The sequence below is a fragment of the Methylobacterium sp. Leaf93 genome (assembly GCF_001422345.1).
Lineage (GTDB): Bacteria > Pseudomonadota > Alphaproteobacteria > Rhizobiales > Beijerinckiaceae > Methylobacterium > Methylobacterium bullatum.
This window is the reverse complement of sequence record NZ_LMMS01000023.1, coordinates 50,515-68,538: the sequence shown is the minus strand read 5'-3', so window position 1 is coordinate 68,538 and position 18,024 is coordinate 50,515. Positions and strand designations below refer to the sequence as shown.

The window sequence follows — 18,024 nt, the reverse complement described above, 5'->3', positions numbered from 1 at the left end:
GCTCATCTGCATCGCACGCCTGATCTGCGCACGGTTAAAGCCTGGACGACAAAAGTAAATGTGCCGACACCCCCGGCGCGGGCATTCCTCCGGCCCGTGTCCCCGTGGCAAAGTCCGCTTCATGACTCAGAGAATCGACAATCGGACGCGCCGCTCCAGGGCAGTCCACGATCCGGCCAAGCCCGTCTCCACCTTCACCGCTTTCGGCCTTGCGGCGGAGGCCGAACCGCTCGATCCCGGACTGCACGTGGTGGCGACCCCGATCGGCAACCTCAAGGACGTCTCGTTCCGTGCGCTGGCGACTTTGGCGGCGGCCGATACCGTGCTCGCCGAAGACACCCGCGTCACCCGCACCCTCCTGATGCATTACGGCATCACGACGCCACTGGTCGCCTATCACGAGCATTCGAACGCGGCGGTGCGTGAGCGTATGATCGCACGGATGCAGAACGGCGAGGCCTTGGCCCTGGTCTCGGATGCAGGAACGCCGTTGGTCTCCGACCCCGGTTTCAAGCTCGTCCAGGCTGCGATTGAGGCGGGCATTGCGGTGACGCCTATCCCCGGTCCATCCGCGGTGATGACCGCCATCGTCGCGGCGGGCCTGCCCACCGACCGTTTCTTTTTCGAGGGCTTCCTGCCGCAGAAGTCCGGTGCCCGGCGCAATCGCCTTGCGGCGCTCGGGCAGATCCCCGGAACGCTGGTTCTGTTCGAATCACCCCACCGCCTGCCCGAAATGCTGGTGGACGCCGCCGCGATCCTCGGAGGGAGCCGCCCCGCGGCGGTCGCCCGCGAGCTCACCAAGCTCTACGAGACGATCCGGCGCGGCACCCTCGCGACCCTGGCCGAGACCTTCGCCGAGGAGGGGGCTCCCAAGGGCGAGGTGGTGGTGGTGATCGGGACCAACTTGGAAGAACCGCCGGAGGAGGAGGTCGAGGCCGGTCTCGATGCGGCGATCGAAGCGGCTTTGTCCCGCCATTCGATCAAGGACGCCGCCGCCCTCGTGGCCGATGCCACCGGCCAGCCCCGTCGCGTGGTCTATGCCCGTGCCCTCGTCCTCGCCCGGCGCACCGATGCCGACGTCTAAGCTCGTCGACGCGAAAGCGCGGCGGCGCGCCACCTACCTGCGCGGCCATTCGGGCGAGACCCTCGCCCTCCTCTCTATGATGATGAAGGGGTATCGCCCGCTCGCCCGTCGCTTCAGCGCGAGCGGTGGGGAGATCGATCTGATCTTGCGTCGGGGCGACACGATCGCTTTCGTGGAGGTGAAGGCGAGGGCCACCCTCGACGCGGCCCGGACCGCCATCGATGCGAAGAAGCGCGCCCGTTTCTCGCGCGCGGTGCGCGCTTGGCTGGCGCGCAATCCACGCTATGCCGCCATGACGTTGCGTGCGGATGCCGTCTTCGTGGCACCACGCACCTGGCCGCGCCACCTGCCCGATGCTTTCGCGATCGAGGGCATGTGAGGCGGCGCGACGGCCGTTCCGCACATCGGAGGCCGCCTACTTCCTCGCTGCAGCGAGGGCGGCGATCAGCGTGCGCTTGAGATCGGCCTGGCTGAATGGCTTCTGGACCACGGGACGGTCGCGGAAGGGCTCGCGGATTCCCGCACCGCCATACCCCGTCGAGAACACGATGGGCAGGTTGCGCTCCGTGATCGCCTCGGCCACCGGATAGATGGGTTCGCCAGCGACGTTCACATCGAGGATGGCAACCTCGAAGGTCTCGTTCCGTGCCATTTCCAAGGCGGTCGCGAGACGAGCCGCGGGCCCGACGACGGTGCACCCAAAATCGAGGAGCATGTCTTCGAGCAGCATGGAAATGGCGGCTTCGTCCTCCACCACCAGAACCCTGGCGCCGTCGAGGAGAGTGTCGTTCTGTTCAGCACTCACGCTGGGGATTCTTCCCTTCGATTCGTTCCGGCCTGGAACGGTGCCGTCATCCGGAGCCTTACAGGCTTGCCATCCGTCAGGTTGGCGAGAATGACGTTTAGCGCCTTCGGCAACGGTCGAGCCGTCGCCCGTTCCGCTTGGCGTGTCAAGGCGCAGGAAGTGGCCGCGGAGGTTCCGGATCGGGTTAATGTTATCGGACGATACATTTTCACGCAGATCGGCGGGACCTGTGGCGCCCGGAGCGACTAACCGGCGCGGCGCCCTGGCACTTCTTGTCAGCTGGGCCGTCGCCGCCGGCACGTCCGCCCGGGCGGATCGACCCCTCGTCGTGGCCTCGAAGAGCGACACCGAAGGTGCGCTCACGGGGGCGATGATCGCCCTGGCGCTTGAGCATCTCGGCGTGCCCGTCATCCGCAAGTTGGGGCTCGGCCCCACCCTGATCGTCCGCGAGGCCCTCCTCTCCGGGGAGGTCGACATCTACCCGGAATACACCGGCAACGGCGCCTTCTTCACCGGCACCGAGACCGATCCGGCCTGGAAGATCCCGCAGGAGGCCTACGAGACCATCCGGCGCAAGGATGCCGAACGGGGGCTGGTCTGGCTCGCCAGGGCGCCTGCCAACAACACCTGGCTCATCGCCCTCAACGGGGCTTTCGCACGGACGCGGCATCTGGCCACGATGGCGGATTTCGCCAGGGCTGCCAATGACGGCCTCATCCTGCTGGCGGCCTCCACCGAGTTCGTGGAGAGCCCGGCGGCGCTGCCGTCCTTCGAGGCGGCCTACGGCTTCAGCCTGCCCCTCGACCGCATCATCAGCCTGCCCGGCGGCGACACGGCGGTGACGGCACGGGCCGCGGCGCAGCGGATCAGCGGGGTCAATGCGGGCATGGTCTACGGCACCGACGGGGCGCTCGCCGCCCTCGATCTCGTGGTCATGAGCGATCCCAAGGCGGCCCAGATCGTCTACGAGGTCGCCCCGGTCATCCGCGCCTCCGCGCTGGAGCGCTACCCGGCCATCGGTCCGGCCATGGCGCGGGTCTTCGCCGGGCTCGATGCATCGACCCTGCGTGGCCTTAACGGGCGAATCACCGTGGACGGCGAGGTCGCGGATCGGGTCGCCCGACGCTACCTCAACGAGCGCGGGCTGATCGGGTGAGACCGCCATCGCCACCCGCTTTCATGCGCCATGCGACGGGCAATCAAGCGCCATGGGCCGGGCTTTTCGCGGCCGGCCTTCTCGTCGCGTTCCTCCATGGGATGGCGCTCCTCAATGTGGCGGCGAACCGTCTCCTGCCCGGAGATCCCGTCCGTGCGTCCGCGTTCCACGATGGGTCGATCGGCCTCGTCTCGCTCCTGTCACTGGCCGGCCTCGTCGTCGGTGTAATGTTGCCCCGGCGAACGGGCAGCCTTCTCGCCCTGGGATTCTTCCTATCGGCCTGGGCCGTGCTCCTGCTCGGCCTCGGCGCGGAGGCGGCCCGGATCGTGTCCTTCATGCCGCCGGCCGCGAGGGCCAGCCTCGGCTCCGGTTTCTGGCTGGCCTCGGCCTGCCTCCTGGCGCTGGCCGGAGGCAGCATCGCGCGGGTCCGGCGCCGGGGGCTCGGTCTGCTTGCGATCCTCGCCGCATCGGGGTTCCTGGTCGCGGCCTGGCGCGGCGGCGGGTTGGACGGGCTGTCCCTAGCGGTGGAATATGCCGGGCGGCGGGAGGCGATGCACGAGGCCATCGCCGAGCACCTCCTCCTGGCGGGGGGAGCGATCGCCCTCGCCATCCCGGCGGCCGTCCTCCTGTCCCTCTGGCGCCCCGCGCAGGGGCTCGTCGGGCTCCTCGTCAGCGGCGTGCAGGTGATCCCCGCCGTCGCCCTGCTCGGCGCCCTCGTCGCCCTCGTCGGAGGCGTGCTGCGCGTCGTGCCGGCCCTGCGCGATCTCGGCCTCTCGGCCCTCGGGCCGTGGCCCGCGCTCCTCGGCATCGCCGCCTACCTGCTGCTGCCCCTCTGGCGCGGCATCGGCACGGCCCTGCGCGCCGCCGATCCCGCCGCCATCGACGCCGCCGAGGCCATGGGCCTGACGAAGGCCCAGACCCTGGCCCAGGTGAAGCTGCCCCTCGGTGCGCCGATGCTCGTGGGAGCTCTGCGGGTCGCGGCGGTGCAGAGCCTCGGCCTCGCGACGCTGGGCGCCCTCATCGGCGCGGGCGGCCTCGGGCGGATCGTCTTCGACGGCATGGCGCAATTCGCCCCCGACCTGATCCTGTTGGGCGCCATCCCCATCATCCTCCTGTCGCTGGCGGCGGAAGGATCGCTGAGCGCCGTCGAGGCCTCCTGCCGGGCACGGTGGCGCGCATGAGGCCCAGCCTGCGCACCGCCCTCATCACCGGCCTCGTCGGGGCGGTCCTCGCCGCCATGAGCCACCCCTCCGTGGCGGCCTGGATCGTCGCGGGCCTTGGCGAGGCGCCGCGACGCGGCGTGAGCGCGGAGCGCCTGCTCGCCCTGGCAACGCACCACCTCGCCCTCGCCGGCATCGGGCTCGCCCTAGTGGCGTCGCTCGGTCTCGGCCTCGGCATCCTCGCCACGCGCGCCGGCGCGGCGTCCCTGCGCGGCGGCATCGACGGCATCGCGGCCGCCGCGCAGGCGGTGCCGCCGGTGGTGATGGTGGCCCTGGCCCTGCCCGTCCTCGGCTTCGGCGGGCCACCGACCCTGCTGGCGCTGGTCGCCTACGGCATCATGCCGGTCCTGCGCGGCACGGTGGGCGCGCTGGAATCGGTCTCGCCCGAGGCGCGCGAGGCGGCGCAAGCCATGGGGTTCACCCGCCTCCAGATCCTCTTGCTCGTGGAACTGCCCCTTGCGATGCCGGGCCTCGTCGATGCCCTGCGCACGGCCCTCGTCCTTGCCATCGCAACCACGGCGGTGGGCGCGCTGGCAGGGGCCTCGACCCTCGGCACGCCCATCGTCGCCGGGTTGCAGAACCAGAACGTCCTGCCGATGCTCCAGGGCGCGCTCGCCACCGCCGCCCTGGCCTTCCTCTGCGACGCGGCCATGCTGGCGCTGGCGAGCATCGCCTCAGCGGACCGGGCGCGGCGATGAACGGGTTTCGCAAAGGCGGTGACCGTTTATGCGGTCTGAAATCGGCGACCAGTTAGAGCCTGTTTGAGTTGTTTGTCCAAAGCATTAACCTCATCCTGAGGTGCCGCGCAGCGGCCTCGAAGGAGGGCTCCGGAACCCGCTACGCGAATTGGAGGGCTCCTTCGAGGCCTCCGCTCCGCTTCGGCACCTCAGGATGAGGTGACCGGCCGGGATGATCGGCGCGGCCGTTTCCGGGCCTGTTCGAACGTCACGAGGCGGTATGACAAACCCGACGGACCAGGACATCGCGGCATTGCGGAGCGAGTGGATCACCGGAGGTCGGCTGGTCGTCGGGGACGATCCCTCTCCATCGGACCATGAAGCCGTCTATCGATGGGTGTTGAACGTCATCGACGGCGGCGCTGACGATCCCGATTACAGCACCGTCCTAGGCCTGATCTATCATAGCCTGAACTTCGACATCCCGTTCAACGCGACGAAGTCCGTGCGGGACGATCTGATGCACATGGCGCGGAGAAAACTCGAAGATCCGCAGTGGCGCAGACAAACGACCTAGCCGACAGGATGTGAGACTTTCTCGGTATCCGCGGCGACGCGACCCTGCTCGGCGTTGGCACGTGATTGGCCGGACGGAGTGAATGGGCGCCGAGGGGGCGTCGGGCCCGTGCCGTTGCCGGAATATCGTCCGGGGCCACCTGAGGCGGCGCTCGCCTGTGTTCGGCCGGAACCGCACGACGAAGCCGTGTCCATCCTGGGTGGTCTTGCGACGAGACGGTTCGTGGAAGCCCGTGCGAAAAATCAGATGTACGAGGGGACAAGGATCCTTGTTGTCGCTCGCGCGAGAGACGTCTGGCACGGCCCCGCGCACGTTCTGCAGCAAACAGCGCTGGGCGGATGTCAGTGGCATCAAGAGATGTCTACCAAAGCTTGAACCTGCGCACCTCCGAATACGACCTGTTGCCGCAACGGCGGTTGCGCCAGGGCGTAGATTAGTCGCGGCTCGGCGGGCATGCTGGCCGCATCGAGGGCGGCACGGTGCTGGGGTGCCAGTACGAGTCCGAGGGACGCCACATTGTCGGCGACCTGTGCCGCGCGGCTGACGCCCATCAGGGTCGAGGCCACGCCCGGTTTGCCCACGACCCAAGCGAGCGCGACACGGGCCGGCGATTGTCCGATCGCGTCGGCCACGTGGCGGACGGCCTCCACGATATCCCAGTTGCGCGGCGTGAACAGGCGGTCGCCGAAGGGATTCGCGCCGTCGAGGCGTTTGTCGTCGGCCGGGCGCGCCTCTCCGGCCTGCGCCGCGTCCTTCGGCAGGCCACCCGCGCGTGGGCCGGCCGCCTCCACGGTGGCGCGGTCGTACTTGCCCGTGAGCAACCCGTAGGCGAGAGGTGACCAAGGCACCATGCCCATGCCGAATTCAGCCGCGAGCGGGATGTGCTCGTCCTCTACCTCCCGATTGACGAGCGAGTAGAAATACTGGAGCGCGATCGGACCCGGCAGGCCGCGCGAAGCGGCGAGGGTCGCGAGTTTGGCGGCATACCAGGCCGGCGTGTTCGACAGGCCCCAATAGCGGACCTTGCCCGCACGAACGAGGCCGACCATCGTTTCGAGAAGTTCTTCCGCCGGCGTGATCCCATCCCAGACGTGCACCCAGTACAGGTCGATGTAATCCGTTCCCAGGCGGCGCAGCGACCCCTCGATCGCCGCGTGGACGTGCTTGGCGCCGCAACCACCCGCATGCGGTCCACTCCCGGTGGCGAATCCCGATTTGGTGGCGAGGACGAGCCGATCGCGCAGGCCGCGCTCGGCGACGAAACGACCGACCATCGTCTCGCTGCCGCCACTTGCGTAGACGTCGGCCGTGTCGACGAAGTTGCCGCCACGCTCGACATAGGCATCGAACACCGCGCGACTGCCGGCCTCGTCGAGCCCCCAGCGCGCCGTGCCGAACGTCATGGTGCCCAACGCCAGGGGGCTCACCGCGAGTCCCGAGCGGCCCAGCGTCCGATTATGCGTCAAATCCATTGTTGAGCCTCGTTAATGATCCAACGGATGGTAGCGATACAGACTCGAGCCCATTAGCCGTTACGGGCGGCAAGGGTCTGTGAACGGGATGCAGCAATGCGGCGTGGCGCCCTCGATGATCTCGCGGCCTTCGCGGCGGTGGCGCGTAGCCGCAGCTTCACACGGGCCGCGGCCGAACTCGGCCTGTCGCCGTCCGCCCTCAGCCATGCGATGCGAGGCTTGGAGACACGTCTCGGTGTGCGCCTGCTCGCGCGCACGACGCGCAGCGTCGCCCCGACGCCCGCCGGCGAGCGACTGTTGCGCTCGCTGGGTCCGGCGTTGGAAGAGGTCGAGCGTGGCCTCGCGGCGTTGGCCGATTGGCGCCACGCGCCGTCCGGCACCCTCCGGTTGACCACGTTCGCGTACGCCGCCCGAACCATCCTCGAGCCGACCATGCCACGGTTCCTGCTCGAACACCCGGCGGTCTCGGTGGAGGTGGTGATCGACGATCGCCTCGCCGATGTCGTCACGGCCGGCTTCGACGCCGGAATCCGCTTCGGCGACACGGTGGAGCAGGACATGGTGGCGGTCCGCGTCGGCCCGGACTTGCGCACGGTCGTTGTCGGCACGCCGGGCTATTTCGCCCACCATCCTCGGCCGGCGACCCCGAACGACCTGGAGGCCCATAACTGCGTGAACTACCGCCTGGTCGGTGGCGGTGGCCTCCTGCCCTGGGAGTTCACCGACATGGACAAGGGCCGCGAGATACGGGTGCGCGCGGGCGGACAGCTCATCGTCAATGACGGCCTCCTTGCAGCTGCGGCCGTGCGCGCGGGGGCGGGGCTCGGCTACATGTTGGAGGACGAAGTCGCAGCCGATCTCGCGGCCGGAACGTTGGTTCAGGTGCTGGACGCGTGGTGCCCGCCCTTCTCGGGCTGTCACCTCTATTATCCCAACAGGCAGGTCACCCCAGCGCTTCGCGCTCTGATCGACGCCTTGCGATGGGTGAGACCGTGACCGCTATGGATCGACGGCGGCCCAACCATCGATCCCACTCCGCAACAGGTCTTACTCGTCCTTGAACACCACCTTGGCGCCGCGCTCGATGCGGGTGGCGAGGTCGCGGGCGTCCCAGTTGGTGAGGCGGATGCAGCCGTGGGATTCGGTCTTGCCGACCTTCTCCGGCTCGGGCGTGCCGTGGATGCCGTAGGAGGGGATCGACAGGTCGATCCAGACGATGCCGACCGGGTTGTTCGGGCCGGGGCGGATCGAGAAGGTCTTGTTCGTCTTCACGCCCTTGAAGGCGTATTTGGGATTGTAGGTGTAGACGGGCGCGAAGGCGACGCCCTTCACCTTGGCCTCGCCGGAGGGAGCCGGCTTCTCGGCGCTGCCGATGGAGGCGGGGTAATAGGCCCGCAGGGTGCCGTCCTCGCCGAAGCCGCGCACGTGGCGCGTGACCTTGTCGACCTCGACCCGCGCGATGTCCTTCTTGGGTGTGTCGTCCTTCTTGGAGGTATCGTTGCTCTTGGGCGCAGCGTCCTTCTTCGACGTGTCCGTGCCCTTGTCCGCGTCCGGCTTGTCCTCGGGTTTGCCCTCGGATTTGTTCTTCGGCTTCGCTTCGTCCTTCGCCGGCTTGCCGGTCTCCAGGGGCGGGACCGCCGCCACGGTGATGGTGGTGCCGGCCTTGTCGAGGGCGGCGTCCGGGTTGAGGGCGGTGAGGAGGTCGCGCGACATGTGAAAGCGCTCGGCCAGCATCTCGCGCGGATTGGTGTAGCTCATCGCCTCGAGATCGGCCTGCTCCTCCATCTTGGCGGGGATTTTTTCCGCGAAGGGGCCGGCCGCATCGGACTCGGTGATCGTGTAGGAGACCACCACGGGGTCGGCGCTCGATGCGGCGAGCTTGTCGAAGAGCTCCTGGTTCAGGGTCTGGGCCGGCGGCAGCCCCTGCGCCACCGCGTAGGCCGACAGGGCGTTGCGCATGTTCTCGCCGTCGCGGCCGTCGATGGCGCCGGGGGAGAAATGCGCCCGGTCGAGAAGCACCTGGACCTTCACCAGAAGCGGCTGGGGCCGTTTGTCCTTCTGCTTCGCCCGTGCCTTCTTGCTCTCCTTCTTGCCGCCACCCTCGGGCGTCTCGGGCGCCGTGAAGGTCGCGCCGTTGATCGCCTCGGCGGTCAGGGCCTCGCCGGGAGCATCCTTGTCGGAACTCGTCTTGCCCGCCTCCGAGGACGTGCTTCCCGCCGGCTTCGCCACTGCCGCGTTCGGAGCGGCGAGGCAAACAAGAGCCATGAGCGCGACGGCGCTCGGCAGGGGCAGATGGGGCATCGGGAGATCAACTTTCGCCGGGGGATCGACAGGTCCGCTCCTTCAAGCCGGCTCGAGCCTTCGGCGTTCCACGGCTCCTACTGGCAGAGACGATGCCCCGCATTCCTCTCGCGTTCGTCGAGATGGAGGTGGTTGCCGTGCGAGGCATCCGACCCCGGCCCGAGCACGGTGCGGAAGAAGGCGCAGGCTTTGGCGCGGGTCGCGGCCTGGAACGTCGCCTCCGGCGCACCGTCGAGACCGGCTCCCACCTGGATCGGTGCCCGCCCTTCGAATCCATAGCCCATGATGTCGACGCCGTTGGCAAAGCTGTGCTCGCTGAGCTTGGCGTCGGGATCGTGGTTCTGGCCGCGACACTCGTAGGACGTGCCGATGGAGAGGCTCCGAAGCGGAGCCTTCAGGATGCGCTCCGAGGCTTCCTGGGCCTCAGTCGTCCAGCGCGCCAGGGCTTCGGCCGTGTTGCAGACCAGGGTCGCGGCAGGCGTGAGCGCCACGTCGCCGGAGAGGCGGCTGAGTTTCAGCGGCTTTTCTGCGCCGCATTGCCCGTTAGCGATGGGCGGCAGCGCCTCGAAGGTCGCGCCCAGGCGCTCCAGGCGCTTGCGACAGGCGGTGTCGTCGAGGGGGGCGACCGTCAGGGTGAGGGCGGGTGATGTGGTCGCCGGCGTCGAGAGATCGGCCGGGCGCGGGGGCGGCGGCGGCATCTCGGCGGCCGGACCCGTCTCCGGCGCGGCCGGGGGAGGGGGCGTCAGTTCGGCCGGGCGTCCGGGCGGGGCCGGAGCGTCCGGGAGCGGCGGAACCGACGCGGGTGTCGGCGCCGGTTCGGGCTTCAACTCGGTGGGCCGGGCCGGGGGCTCGGGCATCGCGGGGGTCGGATGGGCCGACTTTTCCTCGGCGGCCAGGGGCAGTGGGGAAAGCGCAGCGACGCTCGCCGCGAGGCAGAGAGCGAGGATTCGTCTCAGGCTCCACAAGTCGGGCGCGGGAATACGAGCGAGGGCGGCCTTCATGTCGTCCTCGATCCCATCGTCACCGTTGCGTCGGCGCAGAACCGGCCCCGCCACGGGGCCGGTCCGGAGACGCGGTCTTTTTAGCCTTCCGAGCGGGCGGCGAGCCGGCTCGCGCCGTAGGACAGGATCCCGGCGATGGCGAACAGGGCGACGAAGGTCTTCACCGTGGCGGAGAACAGCGCCGGCTCGATGCCGGTATCGGTGTAGAGCAGGAGGCCGATGGCGGAGATTGGGAGGAGCAGGACGATCAGGACGGGACCCAGCGGGTTCATGGCGTACTCGCGTATGTCGGGACCGGGGTTCGGCCCTTCTCTCTGTAAAGCGGCCCCGGTCATAGCATTGCTCAGCGCCCGAGGGGACACCCCGGACGCAACAAAATTCACAGGGATCGGACCGTCACGCCGGGATGCGCACGGTGGCGCGCAATCCCCCCAGCGGACTGTCGTGAAGGGCGACGTCGCCGCCATGGGCGCGGGCGATGTCGCGGGCGATGGCGAGGCCGAGGCCCGATCCGCCGGCATCCTGGCGCGCATCGTCGAGGCGGACGAAGGGCTTGAACACCTCCTCGCGACTCTCGATGGCGATGCCCGGGCCGTCGTCGTCGATGGAGACGAGGAAGGACCGCGCCTCCGTGCGGCCCCGAATCGCCACCGTCTCGCCGTAGCGGGCCGCGTTGGCGGCGAGGTTGAACAGGCAGCGGCGGAACGCGTCCGGCCGCAGCGTCACCATGGCGCGGCCGTCGAACTTCACCTCCGCCACGTGGGCGCCCAGGCGTTCCACGTCGGTGCGCAGATCCTCCAGCATCGCCCGCATGTCGGTGGGCACGGCGGCCTCGCCGGAATCGCCGCGCGCGAAGGCGAGGTAGGCCTCCAGCATCCGGCTCATCTCATCGACGTCGCGCTGAAGGTCTTCCACCTCGCTGGTCTGCTCCACCAGGGCGAGGGACAGCTTGAACCGGGTGATGATGGTGCGAAGGTCGTGGCTGACCCCGTTGAGCATGGTCGTGCGCTGTTCCATCGCCCGCTCGATGCGCCGCTTCATCTCAATGAAGGCGTGGCCGGCCTGGCGCACCTCGCGGGCGCCGCGCGGCCGGAACTCGATCTCGCGGCCCTTGCCGAAACTCTCCGCCACGTCGGCCAGCCGGAGGATCGGCTTGATCTGGTTGCGCAGGAACAGGATCGCGACGCCGAGCAGGACCAGGGAGGAACCGCTCATCCAGAGCAGGAAGATGTGCGAGTTCGAGGCATAGGCCATGCTCCGCCGCGCGGTCACCCGCAGCACCCCGTCCGGGATCTCGACGCGGATCTCGATGAGGCTGGACCGGCCCACTGTGTCGATCCAGAACGGCCGGCCGATCTGCTTGGCGAGCTCCTCGGAGAGCGTCTCGTCGAGGATGGAGAAGAACGGGCGCGGCCCTGGCAGGGGGAGCTTCGCCCCTTTCAGGATGTCGAGGTCGAGGTTCAGCCGCGTGCCGGCGATGCGGGTGAGGGTGTCGGCGTCCTTGTCCTGGGGGTAACTCTCATAGACGTCGATCATCGCCGCCACGTCGGCCGTCACGGCCGCCGAGAGGCGTCGCGTCACGAGCTGCCAGTGTCGCTCCATGAAGGTGTAGGCGATCACCGATTGCAGCAGCACCACCGGCGCGATGATGATGATGAGCGAGCGGGCATAGAGCCCCTTCGGCAGGGCGTTGCCGATGGCGCGGGCGAGCCTCTTCCACATCCGGCGCGGATGCGGTCTCGCGCGCCAGGCGGCGGCGGTGCTGGTTCTGATCCGCGACAGGTTCAGGCCGGCGAGGGCCATGGCGGGTCCCGTCTAATCGATCGCGAGGCGGTAGCCGATGCCGCGGACCGTCTGGAGGAAGAGGGGATTGCCCGGATCGACCTCGGTCTTGCGGCGCAGGCGGTTGATCTGCACGTCGATGGTGCGCTCCGCCGCGAGCCCGCCATTCCCGGCCAGCACGTCGCGGTCGACATTGCCGCCCTTGGCCTCCGCCAGGATCGTCAGGATCTCGCGCTCGCGGTCGGTGATGCGGATGGTCTCCTCGTCGCGGCGCAACTCGCCCCGGTCGATGCGGTAGGAGAACGGCCCGAACGTCACCGTGGCGATGGTGCGGTCGGAGGGCGGAGCGCCTTCCGGCCGGCGCTTGATGATGTTGTTGAGGCGCAGAATCAGCTCCCGCGGCTCGAAGGGCTTGGGCAGGTAATCGTCCGCCCCGATCTCGAGTCCCATCACCCGGTCGTTGGGGTTGGAACGGGCCGTGAGCATCAGGATCGGCACCCGCGACGTCTCGCGCACCTGCCGGGCATAATCGAAACCGTTCTCGCCCGGCATCATCACATCGAGGACAAGGGCGTCGAAGACGAAGCTCTGCGCCCGTTGCCGGGCCTCCTCGACATTGCCGGCGGAGGTGACGCGGAAGCCCTGCTCGTAGAGATAGCGCGACAGCAACTCACGCACGCGCCTGTCGTCGTCGACCACGAGGATATGGGGCGCGTGGTCGGGAAGCTCGGCGCGGACCTTCAGTTCCGGTGATGCCATGTCAGGGACGGCTCCGGGCGCGCCGCGCCATCAGGCTCGTCACCGCCGCGCGCTCTTCGGGTTCGATCATCGCCATGAGAAACCCCTGTGCCGCTGCAAATCCGCTCTTGTCCTGGGCGTCCTTCGGACCATCCCCCACCGGGTCCGCGATGGCGCGGGCGACCCGCCGTACCTGCACCCGCGTCAGCTCGGCCGTGAGGGTGGCACCCGTCTCCGAACAATAGAGCAGACGCTGCCGGCGGTCGCTCCGGCCGGTCTTCTGCACGATGTGACCCTGTTCGATCAAATCCTTGAGAACCCGGTTCAGACTCTGCTTCGTGATCCGCAGGATGTCGAGGAGTTCGGCGATGGTCAGGCCGGGATAGTGGTAGACGAAATGGAGCACCCGGTGATGCGCCCGACCGAAGCCGTATTCGGCCAGCATCCGGTCCGGGTCGCCGACGAAGTCGCGGTAGGCGAAGAACAGCAATTCGACGAGATCGTTGGTGATGCCGTGATCGGTCGCCGCCGCACCGTCGGAGGCCGGCGCGGCATCGGCCGGCTCGTGATCCTCGTCCGATAGGGAAATGGGGGCCGCGCTCTTCAGCACGGTGGATTGGCGCGTCACGTCCGGCGACATCCTCAATATACGTCAGTGTTGTTGACATATCTCAGGGGCGTTGATACCCGTCAAGCCTCCCCGGGACCGGCTCGCCGTAACGGCCGTCTTGCGGACCTCCGTCCTCGCGGATACTGCGCGGGGCATTGCCTGGCCATCGCGCCAACCCGATCGATCGACCCCGCAGGCGCGACGATGCGAGCCCGCGGATTCAAGGAATTCGTCATGTCCGTGATCCCGTTCGACGAACGCGAGGGCACCATCTGGTTCGATGGCGTGCTGGTGCCGTGGCGCGAGGCCAAGATCCACGTGCTCAGCCACGGCCTGCATTACGGCTCGGCGGTGTTCGAGGGCGAGCGCGCCTATGGCGGACGGATCTTCAAGAGCCACGAGCATGCCGAGCGCCTGCTCCGCTCGGCGCAGTACCTCGATTTCACGATTCCCTACGGCGTCGCCGAGATCGAGGCGGCCAAGGAACTTGTGCTCAAGACCAGCGGCCTCACCGACGCCTACCTGCGTCCCGTGGCCTGGCGCGGTTCGGAGATGATGGGCGTCTCGGCCCAGAACAACACCATTCACCTCGCCGTCGCCGCCTGGGAATGGCCGAGCTATTTCGATCCCGAGACCAAGATGAAGGGCATCCGCCTCGACATGGCCGATTATCGCCGGCCCGATCCGCGGACGATCCCCTCCGCCTCGAAGGCGGCCGGTCTCTACATGATCTGCACGATCTCGAAGCACCGTGCCGAGAACAAGGGCTATGCCGACGCCCTGATGCTCGATTGGGAGGATTACGTCGCCGAATGCACCGGCGCGAACATCTTCTTCATCAAGGACGGCGTGGTCCACACCCCGCTCGCCGACCGCTTCCTCAACGGCATCACCCGCCAGACCGTCATCGACCTCGCCCGTCGGCGCGGTTTCGAGGTGATCGAGCGGCGGATCAGGCCCGAGGAGATGGAGGGCTTCTCCGAGTGCTTCATCACCGGCTCGGCCGCGGAAGTGACGCCGGTCTCCGAGATCGGCCCATACCGCTTCACCCCGGCCGCCATGACCAAGACGCTCATGGACGATTACACCGCCGAGGTTCAGCCGAAGGCGGTGGCGGCGTAGTTCGGGCCGCTCTTCGCGCGGTTGCATCCACGCATCCGCCGGCGCTCGCCACATGACGGCCTCGCCGTCACTTCGTGGGAGCCTGCGAGGGCGAGGGACAAGACGCATCCACATCGCGCGCGCCCGGTAGTGACGAGGCGGGGACTTCCATCGCACGACCCCCGTCCCAATGAATGAAGGGACGGGGGCGTCTATGGCCGCTGTCGATCAGGCCGCCATCGGGCCTTGACGCCGGTGGCCCTTCACGTCGTAGCGGTCGAGCATCATCACCTTATCCCAGACGCGCACGAAATCCGCCACGAACCGGCTCTGGCCATCGCTGCCCGCATAGGCATCGGCGATGTTACGCAGCTGCGCGTTCGACCCGAAGATGAGGTCGTTGCGCGTGGCCTCGAACTTCGCCTGTCCGGTTTCACGGTCCTTGAGGGCGAAGGACGTTCCGTCCGCATCGATCTTCTCCCAGACCAGATTCGTGTCTGTCAGGGTGCGGAAGAAGTCCGTCGTCAGCACGCCCACCCGGTCGGTGAAGATGCCCCGGTTCGAGCCGTCGTGATTGGCGGCGAGCGCCCGCAGGCCGCCGGTCAGCACCACCCATTCGGGTGCGGTCAGCGTCAGCAGGTTGGCCTTGTCGAGGAACAGTTCCTCCGGCGACAGGCTCCGCGTCATTGCCCCGAACCCGTCATCGACGTAGTTGCGGAAACCGTCGACGACGGGTTTCAGCCACTGGAACATCTCGATGTCGGTCAGCTCCTGTGTGGTATCGACCCGGCCGGGCGTGAACGGCACCTGCGTCTCGAACCCGGCATCCCTGGCGGCCTTCTCCACGGCGGTACAGCCGGCGAGCACGATGAGGTCGGCCAGCGAGACCTGCTTGCCGTCGGTTCGGCCATGGTTGAACTCCGCCATGACCCCACGGAGCGCGTCGACCACGGGCGCGGCCCGGCGGTTGACGGCCCAGTCCTTCTGCGGAGCAAGGGCGAGCCGGCCGCCGTTGGCGCCACCGCGCTTGTCGCTGTCGCGGTAGGTCGAGGCCGCCGAGAAGGCGGTGAAGGCCAGATCCGAGACCGACAGGCCCGTGGCCAGGATCGCCTGTTTGAGGGTGGCGACCTCGGCCTCACCCACCGGGGCATAGGCGGCGTCGGGGATCGGATCCTGCCAGAGCAGACCGTCCTCGATCGTCACCTCCGGGCCGAGGTAGCGGTGCTTGGGCCCCATGTCGCGGTGGGTCAGTTTGTACCACGCCTTGGAGAAGGCCTGCGTGAATGCGTCGAAGTCGTTGAGGAACTTCTCGCAGACCTTGCGGTACTCCGGGTCGACCTTGAGGGCGATGTCGGAGGTCATCATCATGAGGGGATGCGACTGCCCCGCAACATGTGCGTCGGGCGTCCGCGGCGCGTTCGGGTCTTTCGGCGTCCATTGCAGGGCGCCGGCCGGACTCTTGGTCTGCTCCCAGTCGAACTTGAACAGGTTCTCCAGGTAGGCGTTGTCCCACTTGGTCGGGTCGGGGGTCCAACTGCCCTCGATGCCGTTGGTCATCGTGTCCTTGCCAGCGCCGGTGCCGTTCGGGTTGTGCCAGCCGAGCCCCATCGCCTCCATCGGCGCCATCTCGGGCGGCGGTCCGATCTCCTTGGCGGGGGTCATGCCGTGGCTCTTGCCGAAGGCGTGGCCGCCGGCAATGAGCGCCACGGTCTCCTCGTCGTTCATGGCCATGCGGGTGAACGTCACGCGGATGTCGTTGGCCGAGCCCTGCGGGTCGCCGTTGGCGTAAGGCCCCTCGGGGTTCACGTAGATCAGCGACTGGTGGGAGGCGGCGAGGGGGTTCTCCAGGTCGTAATCGGCGTCGCCATTCTTGCCGCGCCAGCGCTTGTCCCGGTTGACCATGTCGTCGAAGCTCGACACCGAGCCCATTTCGACGACCTCCGGACCCCAGTAGGTGGCGTTGTCCGCCTCCCAGGCGTCGAGGCGTCCGCCGGCGAAACCGTAGGTCGGCAGGCCCATGATCTCCAGGGCGCAATTGCCGGTGAGCACCATCAGGTCCGCCCAGGAGAGGGCGTTGCCGTATTTGTGCTTGATCGGCTGCAGGAGGCGGCGCGACTTGTCGGTGTTGCCGTTGTCCCACCAGCTCGAGATCGGCGCGAAGCGCTGCATCCCGGTGCCGGCGCCGCCCCGCCCGTCCGCGATGCGGTAGGTGCCGGCCGAGTGCCAGGCCATGCGGATCATCTGCGGGCCGTAATTACCGTAATCGGACGGCCACCACGCCACCGACGAGGTGAGGAACTGCTTGATGTCGCTCTTGAGCGCGTCGAGATCGATGGTCTCGAAGGCCTTGGCGTAGTCGAAATTCGGCCCGAGCGGATCGGCTGCGAGGCCGTTCTGGTGCAGCAGCTCGACCCTCAGGCGGTGCGGGTACCAATTCTCCAGGGCCGGGCGGCTGCCGAGGGCTCCGCCGATGCGGTCGCCTCCGAACGGGCATTGGCCCGCCATCGGGTAGGACTCGGTATTCGTCTTGTCGATCGTCGTCTCGTTCATCTACATTTCCCTGCGCGCAGAACCGGCGGCACCGGATGGATCGGACCGCCGGTCCGTCGCCGGCGTGAGGCGTGCGACACCCTGAGAGACGGCGACGCTCGCGCCATCCGGCGCCTTGAGCGAAATCTGGCGCGAGTCTCGAAAATCAAGGTGTCGTCGCCGTCCACACGGGCTCGATCGCCACCAAGGCGCCCTGAGGCATGCCGCCTCACATCTGCGCGAGTCGACGACGAGGCCTCGGATCCTCGCCCCGGGGACAGGCGCAACGGCGCGGAACTCATCGGCGAGGCCCTCGTTATGAAGAGAACAATTCATGAACGAGGTTGCGCGATGACGAAGAAGCAGGCGACGGACGAGAACGAGAACCCGAAGACGGCCGGTGGCGACGCGTCGAACCGGATCAAGGATCCGAGCGAGTGGACCACGGGCGACGAGCCGATGACCGGCGCGCAGGCCTCCTACCTCAAGACCCTGTCGGAGGAGGCGAAATCGCCCGACTCGTTCGAGCCCGATCTCGACAAGGCCGAGGCCTCCAAGCGCATCGACGCCCTTCGCAAGGAAGCGGGACGGGGCTGATCCGCCCTCATCGCGGGTTCCCGCTGCTTTTGGAGTGGAGAAGCGGGCGTTTTACGGACAACGCTTAAACGGGCAGCAACGATTTCCGGCGCAGGACTACCTGCGCCGGCTTCGTCGAGGATCGCCCCACTTCCATGATGAACCGCGAGACAATTCGGGCGACGCAACGTGATCGGGCTCGATCCCGTGTCCCGGGCCTCGCCGCCGCCTTCAAGCGGGACACGCGCGGCACGACCGCGATCGAATACACTCTGATCACCGGACTGATCTTCCTGGCGATCGTCACGGCTCTCCACCTCTATGCCGACAGCGTCGGCGCGATGTACAAATATATCGGTGACGCCATCGCCCGGAGCACGTGAGGCTTCGCGCGA

19 protein-coding genes are annotated in these 18,024 nt (G+C 68.1%); 10 read left to right on the top strand and 9 right to left on the bottom strand.

Annotated elements, in window-relative coordinates; all coding sequences use genetic code 11:
* Positions 1 to 121: 121 nt before the first annotated feature.
* Together rsmI and ASF26_RS12090 are read left to right on the top strand one after the other, a co-directional pair.
* Positions 122 to 1,084, top strand: a complete 963-nt coding sequence (rsmI, locus tag ASF26_RS12095) for a 16S rRNA (cytidine(1402)-2'-O)-methyltransferase (protein ID WP_056254060.1) — start codon at positions 122 to 124, stop codon at positions 1,082 to 1,084.
* Positions 1,071 to 1,463, top strand: coding sequence for a YraN family protein (locus ASF26_RS12090; RefSeq protein ID WP_056254838.1), 393 nt, complete (start codon positions 1,071 to 1,073; stop codon positions 1,461 to 1,463). Before rsmI ends, ASF26_RS12090 begins: the two co-directional genes overlap by 14 nt.
* Before the next feature lie 36 nt (positions 1,464 to 1,499).
* Here the strand turns inward: ASF26_RS12090 and ASF26_RS12085 are convergent, their stop codons facing one another.
* Positions 1,500 to 1,889, bottom strand: a complete 390-nt coding sequence (locus ASF26_RS12085; protein ID WP_056254055.1) for a response regulator — start codon at positions 1,887 to 1,889, stop codon at positions 1,500 to 1,502.
* 229 nt (positions 1,890 to 2,118) lie between these two features.
* Between ASF26_RS12085 and ASF26_RS12080 the strand changes: the two genes are divergently transcribed.
* The 4 genes from ASF26_RS12080 to ASF26_RS12065 all read left to right on the top strand — a co-directional run bounded on the left by ASF26_RS12080 (position 2,119) and on the right by ASF26_RS12065 (position 5,519).
* Positions 2,119 to 3,045 carry a glycine betaine ABC transporter substrate-binding protein gene (locus ASF26_RS12080; RefSeq protein WP_200925920.1) on the top strand — a complete coding sequence of 309 codons (927 nt, stop codon included), beginning with the start codon at positions 2,119 to 2,121 and terminating at the stop codon, positions 3,043 to 3,045.
* Between the two features lie 23 nt (positions 3,046 to 3,068).
* Positions 3,069 to 4,226 carry an ABC transporter permease subunit gene (locus tag ASF26_RS12075; protein WP_056254048.1) on the top strand — a complete coding sequence of 386 codons (1,158 nt, stop codon included), beginning with the start codon at positions 3,069 to 3,071 and terminating at the stop codon, positions 4,224 to 4,226.
* Positions 4,223 to 4,963 carry an ABC transporter permease subunit gene (locus tag ASF26_RS12070; protein ID WP_056254835.1) on the top strand — a complete coding sequence of 247 codons (741 nt, stop codon included), beginning with the start codon at positions 4,223 to 4,225 and terminating at the stop codon, positions 4,961 to 4,963. The genes ASF26_RS12075 and ASF26_RS12070 overlap by 4 nt, the downstream gene beginning before the upstream one ends.
* 211 nt (positions 4,964 to 5,174) lie before the next feature.
* Entirely contained in the window at positions 5,175 to 5,519 is a 345-nt protein-coding gene (locus ASF26_RS12065) for a hypothetical protein (RefSeq protein ID WP_244475912.1), read from the top strand.
* A 350-nt stretch (positions 5,520 to 5,869) separates the two neighbouring features.
* On the opposite strand, the gene ASF26_RS12060 is transcribed toward ASF26_RS12065, so the two are convergent.
* Positions 5,870 to 6,991, bottom strand: a complete 1,122-nt coding sequence (locus ASF26_RS12060; protein WP_056254040.1) for an aldo/keto reductase — start codon at positions 6,989 to 6,991, stop codon at positions 5,870 to 5,872.
* A gap of 96 nt (positions 6,992 to 7,087) precedes the next feature.
* Between ASF26_RS12060 and ASF26_RS12055 the strand changes: the two genes are divergently transcribed.
* Positions 7,088 to 7,987 carry a LysR family transcriptional regulator gene (locus ASF26_RS12055; RefSeq protein WP_056254036.1) on the top strand — a complete coding sequence of 300 codons (900 nt, stop codon included), beginning with the start codon at positions 7,088 to 7,090 and terminating at the stop codon, positions 7,985 to 7,987.
* Positions 7,988 to 8,038: 51 nt separating this feature from the next.
* Here ASF26_RS12055 and ASF26_RS12050 read toward each other — a convergent pair whose 3' ends face one another.
* From ASF26_RS12050 to ASF26_RS12025, 6 genes are all read right to left on the bottom strand, one after another.
* Positions 8,039 to 9,292 (bottom strand): L,D-transpeptidase, encoded by a 1,254-nt coding sequence (locus ASF26_RS12050; protein ID WP_082477609.1) that lies wholly within the window; start codon positions 9,290 to 9,292, stop codon positions 8,039 to 8,041.
* Positions 9,293 to 9,369: 77 nt separating this feature from the next.
* Entirely contained in the window at positions 9,370 to 10,293 is a 924-nt protein-coding gene (locus ASF26_RS12045; protein ID WP_056254828.1) for an extensin family protein, read from the bottom strand.
* Between the two features lie 80 nt (positions 10,294 to 10,373).
* On the bottom strand, positions 10,374 to 10,565 hold the full coding sequence (locus ASF26_RS12040; RefSeq protein ID WP_056254034.1) for a hypothetical protein: 192 nt from the start codon (positions 10,563 to 10,565) through the stop codon (positions 10,374 to 10,376).
* A 124-nt stretch (positions 10,566 to 10,689) separates the two neighbouring features.
* Positions 10,690 to 12,015 (bottom strand): ATP-binding protein, encoded by a 1,326-nt coding sequence (locus ASF26_RS12035; RefSeq protein ID WP_244475929.1) that lies wholly within the window; start codon positions 12,013 to 12,015, stop codon positions 10,690 to 10,692.
* A 93-nt stretch (positions 12,016 to 12,108) separates the two neighbouring features.
* Complete coding sequence (locus ASF26_RS12030; protein WP_056254031.1) at positions 12,109 to 12,834, bottom strand: response regulator; 726 nt, start codon at positions 12,832 to 12,834, stop codon at positions 12,109 to 12,111.
* 1 nt (position 12,835) lies between these two features.
* Complete coding sequence (locus tag ASF26_RS12025; RefSeq protein ID WP_082477607.1) at positions 12,836 to 13,453, bottom strand: helix-turn-helix domain-containing protein; 618 nt, start codon at positions 13,451 to 13,453, stop codon at positions 12,836 to 12,838.
* 204 nt (positions 13,454 to 13,657) lie between these two features.
* On the opposite strand from ASF26_RS12025, the gene ASF26_RS12020 reads away from it, so the two are divergent.
* The gene (locus ASF26_RS12020; RefSeq protein ID WP_056254819.1) at positions 13,658 to 14,545 is read left to right on the top strand and encodes a branched-chain amino acid aminotransferase; all 888 of its coding nucleotides are present in this window, start codon (positions 13,658 to 13,660) and stop codon (positions 14,543 to 14,545) included.
* Between the two features lie 207 nt (positions 14,546 to 14,752).
* Here the strand turns inward: ASF26_RS12020 and katG are convergent, their stop codons facing one another.
* A complete protein-coding gene (gene katG / locus ASF26_RS12015; RefSeq protein ID WP_056254027.1) occupies positions 14,753 to 17,074 on the bottom strand; it encodes a catalase/peroxidase HPI in 2,322 nt (773 codons plus the stop codon).
* A 330-nt stretch (positions 17,075 to 17,404) separates the two neighbouring features.
* On the opposite strand from katG, the gene ASF26_RS12010 reads away from it, so the two are divergent.
* Together ASF26_RS12010 and ASF26_RS12005 are read left to right on the top strand one after the other, a co-directional pair.
* Entirely contained in the window at positions 17,405 to 17,650 is a 246-nt protein-coding gene (locus tag ASF26_RS12010; protein ID WP_056140406.1) for a DUF3072 domain-containing protein, read from the top strand.
* A 134-nt stretch (positions 17,651 to 17,784) separates the two neighbouring features.
* On the top strand, positions 17,785 to 18,012 hold the full coding sequence (locus ASF26_RS12005) for a Flp family type IVb pilin (protein ID WP_056254026.1): 228 nt from the start codon (positions 17,785 to 17,787) through the stop codon (positions 18,010 to 18,012).
* Positions 18,013 to 18,024: the final 12 nt, after the last annotated feature.